A 12,268-nucleotide genomic window follows, 5' to 3' on the forward strand; every position below is an offset into this window, starting at 1 on the left:
AGGTGCAGGTGTGGTTTCTTCTATCATCGCTTAAGTTTAGAGGCCAATAGCTCAATTGGTAGAGTATCGGTCTCCAAAACCGAGGGTTGGGGGTTCGAGACCCTCTTGGCCTGCCAAATAAAAAATTAACCGGCCCTGTGCCGGTTAATTTTTTTTGCATTTCTTTTTTAGTAATTAATTTAAACCATTGCATGAGTGAGATAGTGCGACTTTGATGCTGTGGTGAGTGAGTAAAGATGACTGAACATACATCTGAACATAAAGCAGAAAAGTCGGGTCAGCTTGTAACATCCGGCAATCATTCTACGCCGCCTAAGCGAGAAGGGCTGCTTTCCTATTTTAAAAACTCATGGTCTGAGTTTAAAAAAGTTGTTTGGCCTACGCGAGATGATGCAGTTAAGATGACGATCTTCGTTGTTATATTTGTTGCAATCTTGGCAGTATTTATTTACGCGGCAGACAGTGCTATTTCCTGGCTGTTTTTTGATGTGTTGTTGAAGAGGGGGTAAAAATGTCAAAACGTTGGTATGTTGTGCAGGCTTATTCCGGCTTTGAGAAAAATGTCCAGAAGACCCTAAAAGAGCGTATCGCTCGCGAAGGCATGGAAGGTTATTTCGGTCAGATTCTTGTTCCGGTTGAAGAAGTGGTCGATATTAAAAATGGTCGCAAAACCATTAGCGAGCGTAAGTTCTATCCGGGCTATGTTTTGGTCGAAATGGAAATGACCGATGACTCATGGCATTTGGTGAAAAGTACCCCTCGAGTTTCAGGCTTTATTGGTGGTACGGCAAATAAGCCTACTCCGATTTCTCAAAGAGAAGCTGATGCAATCTTGCAACAGGTTCGTTCTGGAGTTGAGAAGCCTAAACCTAAAGTTGAATTTGAAGTGGGGCAGCAAGTTCGTGTAAACGAAGGACCTTTTGCTGACTTCAACGGTATTGTAGATGAAGTGAATTATGAGCGTAATAAATTGAGGGTTTCTGTTCAGATTTTTGGTCGTGAAACCCCGGTTGAGCTGGAGTTTGGTCAAGTAGAAAAGATTTAAGTTTTTAAATCCCTTGAAAAAAAATCTCTAAGTAAATATAATACTGAATTCTTTTTTGGGAAGCGGAAATGGTTCCGCGCTATACCCGTTTTTAGGAGTCCTATAAGTGGCAAAGAAAATTATCGGCTATATCAAACTGCAAATTCCTGCAGGTAAAGCCAATCCATCTCCCCCAGTTGGTCCTGCTTTGGGTCAGCGTGGTCTGAATATTATGGAATTCTGTAAAGCATTTAATGCTGCAACTCAAGGCATGGAGCCTGGTTTGCCGATTCCAGTTGTAATTACTGCATTTGCGGATAAGTCATTCACTTTTGTGATGAAAACTCCTCCGGCCTCTATTCTGTTGAAAAAAGCTGCCGGTTTGCAAAAAGGTAGTTCTAATCCTCTGACAAACAAAGTGGGTAAATTGACCCGTGCTCAGTTGGAAGAAATTGCTAAAACTAAAGAACCTGATTTGACTGCTGCTGATTTGGATGCTGCTGTTCGCACTATTGCTGGTTCTGCTCGCTCAATGGGTTTAGATGTGGAGGGTGTTGTATAATGGCTAAAGTATCTAAACGCTTGAAAGCTTTGCGCTCTTCTGTTGAAGCCAATAAATTATATGCAATTGATGAAGCAATTGCTTTGGTAAAAAAAGCAGCGACTGCTAAATTTGACGAGTCTGTTGACGTATCTTTCAACTTGGGTGTTGATCCGCGTAAATCTGACCAAGTTATCCGTGGTTCAGTTGTTCTGCCTAAAGGTACTGGTAAAACAACCCGCGTGGCGGTATTTACTCAAGGTGCAAATGCTGAAGCAGCTAAAGAAGCTGGTGCTGATGTTGTCGGCTTTGAAGATTTGGCTGCTGAAATCAAAGCAGGTAATCTGAACTTTGACGTTGTTATTGCTTCTCCTGATGCAATGCGCATCGTTGGTCAGTTGGGTACTATCTTGGGTCCGCGTGGCTTGATGCCAAACCCTAAAGTGGGTACTGTTACTCCTAATGTGGCTGAAGCAGTTAAAAATGCAAAAGCAGGTCAAGTGCAATATCGTACAGACAAAGCTGGTATCGTTCATGCAACTATCGGTCGTGCTTCGTTCGCTGAAGCTGATTTGAAAGAGAACTTTGATGCGTTGCTGGACGCTATCGTTAAAGCTAAACCCGCTGCTGCTAAAGGTCAGTACCTGAAAAAAGTTGCTGTATCCAGCACTATGGGTTTAGGTGTTCGCGTTGATACATCAAGCGTGAATAACTAATCTAAGAAATTTTCAAGCAACTCTATTTTTGAGTTGCTTGAATTTGGGCTACTTAGAATTAAGTAGATGTCCAAGACCGTAGGGATCGCAAGATTTAATCGTAACTGCCCTACGCAGACGGTAGTCCTGAAACACATTGCAAGATTGCTTGTAAGATGTCTTTTTAGGTTACCGCGCTGGTGGGATATCATTCCGATATCCTGTTTATAAACAGTGGGAGGTAGACCTTGAGTCTCAATATTGAAACCAAGAAAGTAGCCGTAGAGGAAATCAGCGCAGCAATTGCTAACGCTCAGACTCTCGTGGTTGCTGAATATCGCGGTATCAGTGTTTCCAGTATGACTGAGCTTCGTGCAAATGCGCGTAAAGAAGGCGTTTACTTGCGCGTTCTGAAAAACACATTGGCTCGTCGTGCAGTAGAGGGTACTTCATTCGCAGCTTTGGCTGATCAAATGGTTGGTCCATTGGTTTATGCTGCTTCTGAAGATGCTGTTGCTGCTGCTAAAGTGTTGCACCAATTCGCGAAAAAAGATGACAAGATTGTAGTTAAAGCCGGTTCTTACAATGGTGAAGTAATGAATGCTGCTCAGGTTGCTGAGTTGGCTTCTATTCCGAGCCGCGAAGAGCTGTTGTCCAAACTGTTGTTCGTTATGCAAGCTCCTGTATCAGGCTTTGCGCGCGGTTTGGCTGCTTTGGCAGAGAAAAAAGCAGGCGAAGAAGCCGCTTAATCAATTTTGTTTCTGTTAATCAATTATTTTTTAATACAATATTTGGAGTATAAATAGCATGGCTATTACTAAAGAAGACATTTTGGAAGCAGTTGGTTCTTTGACCGTAATGGAATTGAACGACTTGGTTAAAGCTTTTGAAGAAAAATTCGGCGTTTCTGCTGCTGCTGTTGCAGTTGCAGGTCCTGCTGGTGCTGGTGCTGCTGCCGCTGAAGAAAAAACTGAATTTGACGTAGTATTGGCTTCTGCCGGTGACCAAAAAGTTGGCGTGATTAAAGTAGTCCGCGCAATTACTGGTCTGGGTCTGAAAGAAGCTAAAGACATCGTTGATGGTGCACCTAAAACTCTTAAAGAAGGTGTTTCTAAAGCTGAAGCTGAAGACATCCAAAAACAATTGGAAGAAGCCGGCGCTAAAGTCGAAATCAAATAATTTGATGCTTCCTGTTAAGGCTGGCAGTTTTCTGCCAGCCTTATTTTGCTTATTGTTATTAGGTTAATTTGTTATTTACATTTATTTGCAATTTATTCGCAAGCTAAGTTTAAATAAATGTAAATAACACAAACAATAGGCGTTATTTCAGACGACCTCTTTTTTAAAATTGCTTTTCGGAGTGTATATGAACTATTCGTTTACCGAGAAAAAACGTATCCGTAAGAGTTTTGCAAAACGAGAGAACGTATTGGACGTTCCCTTTTTGTTGGCAACACAAATTGATTCTTATGCGAAATTTCTGCAATTAGAAAATGCTTTTGATCAGCGCACTGACGATGGTCTGCAGGCTGCATTTAATTCTATTTTTCCTATCGTAAGCCACAATGGTTATGCGCGTCTGGAGTTTGTGCATTACACGTTGGGTGAGCCTTTGTTCGATATTCCTGAATGTCAATTGCGCGGAATCACTTATGCAGCCCCTTTGCGCGCGCGTATCCGACTGGTTATTTTAGACAAGGAAGCGTCTAAACCGACAGTCAAAGAAGTTCGTGAAAATGAAGTATACATGGGCGAAATCCCATTGATGACTCCAAGTGGTTCGTTTGTCATTAACGGTACCGAGCGTGTAATTGTTTCTCAGTTGCATCGTTCTCCCGGTGTGTTCTTTGAGCATGACCGTGGTAAAACTCATTCCTCCGGTAAATTGTTGTTCTCTGCTCGAATCATTCCTTACCGTGGCTCGTGGCTAGATTTCGAATTTGACCCGAAAGATTTGCTATATTTCCGTATTGATCGTCGCCGCAAAATGCCGGTTACGATTTTGTTGAAGGCTTTGGGCTACAACAATGAGCAGATCTTGGATATTTTCTACGATAAAGAAACGTTCTATCTGTCTGAAAATGGTGTTCAAACCGATTTGGTTGTAGGTCGTCTGAAAGGTGAAACTGCCAAAGTTGATATCTTGGATAAAGAAGGCAACGTATTGGTTGCTAAGGGTAAACGTATTACCGCAAAAAATATCCGTGATATCAGCAATGCGGGATTAACTCGTTTGGATGTGGAGCCGGAAAGCCTCTTAGGCAAAGCGTTGGCCGCTGATTTGATTGACCCGGAAACGGGTGAAGTATTGGCTGTTGCCAATGATGAAATCACTGAAGAGTTGTTGGCAAAATTTGATATCCATGGTGTAAAACAGCTTACTACGCTTTACATTAATGAATTGGATCAGGGCGGTTATATTTCCAATACCCTGCGCACTGATGAGACTGCTGATCAGCAAGCAGCGCGTGTTGCGATTTACCGCATGATGCGCCCAGGCGAGCCGCCTACCGAGGAAGCAGTCGAGCAGTTGTTTAACCGCTTGTTCTTCAGTGAAGACAGCTACGATTTGTCTCGCGTAGGCCGTATGAAATTCAATACGCGTACTTATGAGCAAAAATTGTCTGAAGCACAACAACATTCTTGGTATGGCCGTTTGTTGAATGAAACTTTCGTAGGTGCTGCCGAAAAAGGCGGTTATGTCCTGAGCGTCGAAGATATTGTTGCCTCTATTGCTACTTTGGTTGAATTGCGTAACGGTCATGGTGAAGTGGACGATATTGACCACTTGGGTAACCGTCGTGTGCGGTCGGTAGGTGAGTTGACTGAAAACCAATTCCGCAGTGGTTTGGCTCGTGTAGAACGTGCCGTAAAAGAACGCCTGAATCAAGCGGAATCAGAAAACTTAATGCCACATGATTTGATTAATGCGAAACCTGTTTCTGCTGCAATCAAAGAATTCTTCGGCTCAAGCCAGTTGAGTCAGTTTATGGACCAGACCAATCCCTTGTCTGAAGTAACCCATAAACGTCGCGTATCTGCGTTAGGCCCGGGTGGTTTGACCCGTGAACGAGCCGGTTTCGAGGTGCGAGACGTGCATCCGACTCACTATGGTCGCGTATGTCCGATTGAAACGCCTGAAGGTCCGAACATCGGTTTGATTAACTCATTGTCCGTTTATGCACGTACCAATGATTATGGTTTCTTGGAAACTCCTTACCGCCGCGTTATCGACGGCAAAGTAACCGAGGAAATCGATTACTTGTCTGCCATTGAAGAAGGCCGCTATGTGATTGCACAGGCGAATGCTGATTTGGACAAAGACGGTAATTTGATTGGTGACCTAGTAACTTGTCGTGAAAAAGGCGAAACCATTATGGCAACGCCTGACCGTGTGCAATATATGGACGTGGCAACCGGTCAAGTGGTATCTGTAGCGGCATCTCTGATTCCGTTCTTGGAGCACGATGATGCGAACCGTGCATTGATGGGTGCCAACATGCAACGTCAGGCCGTACCGTGCCTGCGTCCTGAAAAACCGATGGTTGGTACCGGTATTGAGCGTTCTGTTGCTGTTGACTCTGCTACTGCAATCGTTGCCCGCCGCGGAGGTGTGGTTGAGTATGTCGATGCCAACCGTGTTGTGATTCGTGTTCATGACGATGAAGCGACTGCCGGTGAAGTGGGTGTCGATATTTACAACTTGGTTAAATTCACTCGTTCCAACCAATCTACCAATATTAACCAACGTCCTGCGGTCAAAGCCGGTGACGTTTTGCAGCGCGGCGATTTGATTGCTGACGGTGCATCTACCGATTTGGGCGAATTGGCTTTGGGTCAAAACATGACCATCGCCTTTATGCCGTGGAATGGCTATAACTATGAAGACTCGATTCTGATTTCCGAAAAAGTAGCTGCAGACGACCGCTATACTTCGATTCACATTGAGGAATTGAATGTCGTTGCCCGCGATACCAAGCTGGGTGCGGAAGATATCACCCGCGATATTCCGAACTTGTCCGAGCGTATGCAAAACCGTTTGGACGAATCCGGTATTGTTTACATCGGTGCAGAAGTGGAAGCAGGCGATGTGTTGGTAGGCAAAGTAACGCCTAAAGGCGAAACCCAACTGACTCCGGAAGAAAAACTGTTGCGCGCCATCTTCGGCGAAAAAGCATCCGACGTAAAAGACACCTCTTTGCGTATGCCTACCGGCATGAGCGGTACGGTTATCGACGTTCAAGTCTTTACCCGCGAAGGTATCCAACGCGACAAACGTGCTCAATCCATTATCGATTCTGAGCTGAAACGTTACCGTCAAGACTTGGGCGACCAGTTGCGTATTTTCGATAACGACGCATTCGACCGTATTGAGCGTATGATCGTCGGCCAAAAAGCCAACGGCGGTCCGATGAAGCTGGCCAAAGGCAGCGAAATTTCGACAGAATATCTGGCGGGTCTGCCTAGTAAACACGATTGGTTCGATATCCGTTTGTCTGATGAAGATTTGGCCAAACAATTAGAACTGATTAAATTGAGTCTGCAACAAAAACGCGAAGAAGCGGACGAGTTGTACGAAATCAAGAAGAAAAAACTGACCCAAGGCGACGAATTGCAGCCTGGCGTACAAAAAATGGTGAAAGTCTTTATCGCCATCAAACGCCGTCTGCAAGCCGGTGACAAAATGGCGGGTCGCCACGGTAACAAAGGTGTGGTATCGCGTATTCTGCCTGTTGAAGATATGCCTTACATGGCGGACGGTCGTCCTGTGGACATCGTACTGAACCCGTTGGGCGTACCTTCCCGTATGAACATCGGTCAGATTTTGGAAGTTCACTTGGGTTGGGCGGCAAAAGGTATCGGCGAGCGTATCGATCGTATGCTGAAAGAGCAACGCAAAGCCAGCGAGCTGCGCGAGTTCTTGAACAAACTCTACAACGGCAGCGGTAAGAAAGAAGATTTGGATGCCCTGACTGATGAAGAAATCATCGAACTGGCTTCCAATCTGCGTAAAGGCGCATCTTTTGCATCGCCGGTATTTGATGGTGCGAAAGAATCTGAAATCCGCGAAATGCTGAATTTGGCTTATCCGAGCAATGATCCTGAAGTCGAAAAACTGGGCTTTAACGACAGCAAAACCCAAATCACGCTGTATGACGGACGCTCTGGCGAACCGTTTGACCGCAAGGTAACAGTAGGTGTGATGCACTATCTGAAGCTGCACCACTTGGTTGACGAAAAAATGCACGCGCGTTCTACCGGTCCGTATAGTTTGGTTACTCAACAGCCTCTGGGCGGTAAAGCTCAGTTCGGTGGTCAACGTTTCGGTGAGATGGAGGTTTGGGCGCTGGAAGCATACGGCGCAGCCTACACACTGCAAGAGATGTTGACCGTGAAGTCCGACGACGTAACAGGCCGTACAAAAATGTACGAGAACATCGTCAAAGGCGAGCACAAAATTGATGCCGGTATGCCTGAGTCCTTCAACGTATTGGTTAAAGAGATTCGCTCACTGGGCTTGGATATTGATTTGGAACGTTACTAAACAGAAGTTTTCAGACGGCCTCTTTGAAGGTCGTCTGAAAAAGCGGTTGCAGAATAAGAATGAATTAATCGAAATCTGAAAATATCAGGTCGTCTGAAACCGTAACGTACCGTTTCCAATATCGAAAATCCGCCACGCGGTAAAAATACTTCCTTCAAGGAGCAAAAATGAATTTGTTGAACTTATTTAATCCGTTGCAAACTGCCGGCATGGAAGAAGAGTTTGATGCCATCAAAATCGGCATTGCTTCTCCCGAAACCATTCGTTCATGGTCTTACGGCGAAGTTAAAAAGCCTGAAACCATCAACTATCGTACGTTCAAACCTGAGCGTGACGGTCTGTTCTGCGCCAAAATCTTTGGTCCGGTCAAAGACTACGAGTGCTTGTGCGGAAAATATAAACGCTTGAAATTTAAAGGTGTAACCTGTGAAAAATGTGGCGTGGAAGTGACTTTGTCCAAAGTGCGCCGCGAACGCATGGGTCATATCGAATTGGCCGCGCCTGTGGCACACATTTGGTTCTTGAAATCCCTGCCTTCTCGTTTGGGTATGGTGCTGGACATGACTTTGCGCGACATTGAACGCGTATTGTACTTTGAAGCATTTGTTGTGACCGACCCCGGCATGACTCCGCTGCAACGCCGTCAATTGCTGACTGAAGATGACTACTACAACAAACTGGACGAATACGGCGACGATTTCGATGCCAAAATGGGTGCAGAAGGTATCCGCGAATTGTTGCGTACCCTGGATGTAGCAGGCGAGATCGAAATCCTGCGCCAAGAACTTGAGTCGACCGGTTCAGATACCAAAATCAAAAAAATCGCCAAACGCTTGAAAGTATTGGAAGCCTTCCATCGTTCCGGCATGAAACTGGAATGGATGATTATGGACGTGCTGCCGGTATTGCCGCCTGATTTGCGCCCTCTGGTTCCGTTGGACGGTGGCCGTTTTGCCACTTCCGATTTGAACGATTTATACCGTCGCGTCATCAACCGTAACAACCGTCTGAAACGCCTGCTGGAACTGCACGCTCCTGACATCATTGTCCGCAACGAAAAACGTATGTTGCAAGAAGCGGTTGACTCGCTGTTGGATAACGGCCGTCGCGGGAAAGCCATGACCGGCGCCAACAAACGTCCGCTGAAATCGTTGGCAGACATGATTAAAGGTAAGGGCGGTCGTTTCCGTCAAAACCTGCTGGGTAAACGTGTGGACTACTCCGGTCGTTCCGTGATTACCGTAGGTCCATACCTGCGTCTGCACCAATGTGGTCTGCCGAAAAAAATGGCTTTGGAACTGTTCAAACCGTTCATTTTCCATAAACTGGAAAAACAAGGTCTGGCTTCTACCGTTAAAGCAGCGAAAAAATTGGTAGAGCAAGAAGTGCCGGAAGTATGGGACATTTTGGAAGAAGTCATCCGCGAACATCCGATTATGCTGAACCGTGCGCCGACCCTGCACCGTTTGGGTATTCAAGCGTTTGAACCTATCCTGATTGAAGGTAAAGCCATTCAGCTGCATCCGTTGGTATGTGCCGCGTTTAACGCCGACTTTGACGGTGACCAAATGGCGGTACACGTTCCATTGAGCTTGGAAGCGCAAATGGAAGCGCGCACCCTGATGCTGGCTTCAAACAACGTATTGTCTCCTGCCAACGGCGAACCGATTATCGTACCTTCCCAAGACATTGTATTGGGCCTGTACTACATGACTCGCGACCGCATCAATGCCAAAGGTGAGGGCAGTCTGTTTGCTGATGTGAAAGAAGTGCATCGTGCATACCATACCAAACAGGTTGAGCTGGGTACGAAAATCACCGTACGTCTGCGTGAATGGGTGAAAAATGAAGCCGGCGAATTCGAGCCAGTCGTTACACGTTACGAAACAACTGTCGGTCGTGCATTGTTGAGCGAAATCCTGCCTAAAGGCCTGCCGTTCGAATACATCAATAAAGCGCTGAAGAAAAAAGAAATTTCCAAGCTGATTAACGCATCGTTCCGCCTGTGCGGCTTGCGCGATACGGTTATCTTCGCCGACCACTTGATGTACACCGGTTTCGGATTCGCGGCCAAAGGCGGTATTTCCATTGCTGTTGACGACATGGAAATTCCGAAAGAAAAAGCGGCCTTGTTGGCTGAAGCCAATGCCGAGGTTAAAGAAATCGAAGACCAATACCGTCAAGGTTTGGTCACCAACGGCGAACGCTACAACAAAGTGGTGGATATTTGGGGTCGTGCCGGCGATAAAATCGCTAAAGCGATGATGGACAACTTGTCCAAACAAAAAGTTATCGACCGTGACGGCAACGAAGTCGATCAAGAGTCCTTCAACTCCATTTATATGATGGCTGACTCCGGTGCCCGTGGTTCTGCAGCTCAGATTAAACAGTTGTCCGGTATGCGTGGTTTGATGGCTAAACCTGACGGCTCGATTATTGAAACGCCGATTACCTCGAACTTCCGCGAAGGTCTGACCGTATTGCAATACTTTATTGCGACCCACGGTGCGCGTAAGGGTTTGGCGGATACCGCATTGAAAACCGCGAACTCCGGTTACCTGACCCGTCGTCTGGTAGACGTAACTCAAGATTTGGTCGTTGTTGAAGACGATTGTGGTACTTCAGACGGCTTTGTCATGAAGGCAGTCGTACAAGGCGGTGATGTGATTGAAGCATTGCGCGATCGTATTTTGGGTCGTGTTACCGCGTCTGACGTTGTCGATCCGTCAAGTGGTGAGACCTTGGTTGAAGCCGGTACGTTGTTGACTGAAAAACTGGTGGATATGATTGACCAATCTGGTGTCGATGAAGTCAAAGTCCGTACTCCGATTACTTGTAAAACCCGCCATGGCTTGTGTGCGCACTGTTACGGTCGCGACTTGGCACGCGGCAAATTGGTTAATGCCGGTGAAGCAGTCGGCGTGATTGCCGCTCAATCTATCGGTGAGCCGGGTACCCAGTTGACCATGCGTACGTTCCACATCGGTGGTGCGGCATCCCGTGCGGCAGCAGCCAGCCAAGTTGAAGCCAAATCCAACGGTACGGCACGATTCAGCAGCCAAATGCGTTATGTTGCCAACAACAAAGGCGAATTGGTTGTCATCGGACGCTCTTGCGAAGTCGTTATCCATGATGACATCGGCCGTGAACGTGAACGTCACAAAGTGCCTTACGGTGCGATCTTGATGGTTCAAGACGGTGAAGCCATCAAAGCCGGTCAAACGTTGGCAACTTGGGATCCGCATACCCGTCCGATGATTACCGAACACGCAGGTTGGGTGAAATTCGAAAACGTGGAAGAGGGTGTAACCGTTGCCAAACAAACCGACGATGTAACCGGTTTGTCTACCTTGGTGGTTATCGACGGCAAGCGCCGCTCCGGCAGCGCATCCAAACTGCTGCGTCCTACTGTAAAACTGTTGGATGAAAACGGTCTGGAAATCTGCATTCCGGGTACCTCCACCCCGGTATCTATGGCATTCCCTGTGGGTGCAGTGATTACCGTGCGCGAAGGTCAGGAAGTCGGTAAAGGCGACGTATTGGCGCGTATCCCGCAAGCCTCTTCCAAAACCCGCGACATTACCGGTGGTCTGCCGCGCGTTGCCGAGTTGTTTGAAGCACGCGTGCCGAAAGATGCAGGTATGTTGGCAGAAATCACCGGTACCGTTTCATTCGGTAAAGAGACCAAAGGCAAACAGCGTCTGATTATCACTGACGTAGACGGCGTAGCATACGAGACTTTGATTTCTAAAGAGAAACAAATTCTGGTGCATGACGGTCAAGTGGTAAACCGCGGTGAAACCATCGTGGACGGAGCGGTTGATCCGCATGATATTCTGCGTCTGCAAGGTATCGAAGCACTGGCACGTTATATCGTTCAAGAAGTGCAAGAGGTTTACCGTCTTCAAGGCGTGAAGATTTCCGATAAACACATCGAAGTCATCATCCGTCAGATGCTGCGCCGTGTGAATATTGTCGATTCAGGTGAAACCGAATTCATTACCGGTGAGCAAGTCGAACGCGGCGATGTCATGACAGCCAATGAAAAAGCTTTGGAAGAAGGCAAAGAACCGGCACGTTACGAAAACGTATTGTTGGGTATTACCAAAGCCTCCTTGTCAACCGACAGCTTCATTTCTGCCGCATCGTTCCAAGAAACGACCCGCGTTCTGACCGAAGCTGCCATTATGGGCAAGCAAGACGAGTTGCGCGGTCTGAAAGAGAACGTAATCGTAGGTCGTCTGATTCCTGCCGGTACCGGTTTGACCTACCACCGCAGCCGTCGCCAGCAATGGCAGGAAGCGGAGCAAGAAGCTTCCGAAATCGAAGCAACAGATGAATAATCCGTAGGATGTTTGTTTGAAAGAAAACCGCAAGGCAATATCACTTGCGGTTTTCTTTTTCAGACGACCTGTGTGGATTATAGTGGATTATAGTAAATTAAAAACAAAATAGTACAATAC

Annotated in this window: 8 protein-coding genes and 1 tRNA gene; all 9 read left to right on the forward strand. The window is 46.6% G+C overall.

Annotated features, from left to right (window positions below):
• Window positions 1-40 precede the first annotated feature (40 nt).
• The 9 genes from HMPREF3277_RS00380 (at window position 41) to rpoC (ending at window position 12,148) form a co-directional block, all read left to right on the forward strand.
• Window positions 41-116: transfer RNA gene (locus tag HMPREF3277_RS00380), tRNA-Trp, on the forward strand.
• 120 nt (window positions 117-236) lie between these two features.
• The gene (secE, locus tag HMPREF3277_RS00385; RefSeq protein ID WP_003779769.1) at window positions 237-509 is read left to right on the forward strand and encodes a preprotein translocase subunit SecE; all 273 of its coding nucleotides are present in this window, start codon (window positions 237-239) and stop codon (window positions 507-509) included.
• A 2-nt stretch (window positions 510-511) separates the two neighbouring features.
• Window positions 512-1,045: a transcription termination/antitermination protein NusG gene (gene nusG, locus HMPREF3277_RS00390; RefSeq protein ID WP_003760509.1), complete on the forward strand. Its 534-nt coding sequence runs from the start codon at window positions 512-514 to the stop codon at window positions 1,043-1,045.
• A 106-nt stretch (window positions 1,046-1,151) separates the two neighbouring features.
• Window positions 1,152-1,586 (forward strand): 50S ribosomal protein L11, encoded by a 435-nt coding sequence (gene rplK, locus HMPREF3277_RS00395; RefSeq protein ID WP_002220151.1) that lies wholly within the window; start codon window positions 1,152-1,154, stop codon window positions 1,584-1,586.
• A complete protein-coding gene (gene rplA / locus HMPREF3277_RS00400; protein WP_003763421.1) occupies window positions 1,586-2,281 on the forward strand; it encodes a 50S ribosomal protein L1 in 696 nt (231 codons plus the stop codon). The genes rplK and rplA overlap by 1 nt, the downstream gene beginning before the upstream one ends.
• 227 nt (window positions 2,282-2,508) lie before the next feature.
• A complete protein-coding gene (gene rplJ / locus HMPREF3277_RS00405) occupies window positions 2,509-3,009 on the forward strand; it encodes a 50S ribosomal protein L10 (protein ID WP_003760504.1) in 501 nt (166 codons plus the stop codon).
• A gap of 58 nt (window positions 3,010-3,067) precedes the next feature.
• Entirely contained in the window at window positions 3,068-3,439 is a 372-nt protein-coding gene (rplL, locus tag HMPREF3277_RS00410) for a 50S ribosomal protein L7/L12 (RefSeq protein WP_003677916.1), read from the forward strand.
• A gap of 187 nt (window positions 3,440-3,626) precedes the next feature.
• Window positions 3,627-7,805, forward strand: a complete 4,179-nt coding sequence (gene rpoB, locus HMPREF3277_RS00415; protein WP_070869708.1) for a DNA-directed RNA polymerase subunit beta — start codon at window positions 3,627-3,629, stop codon at window positions 7,803-7,805.
• A gap of 167 nt (window positions 7,806-7,972) precedes the next feature.
• Window positions 7,973-12,148 (forward strand): DNA-directed RNA polymerase subunit beta', encoded by a 4,176-nt coding sequence (gene rpoC, locus HMPREF3277_RS00420; protein WP_003760500.1) that lies wholly within the window; start codon window positions 7,973-7,975, stop codon window positions 12,146-12,148.
• Window positions 12,149-12,268 lie beyond the last annotated feature (120 nt).

It is taken from the genome of Neisseria sp. HMSC70E02, assembly GCF_001838645.1.
Lineage (GTDB): Bacteria > Pseudomonadota > Gammaproteobacteria > Burkholderiales > Neisseriaceae > Neisseria > Neisseria macacae.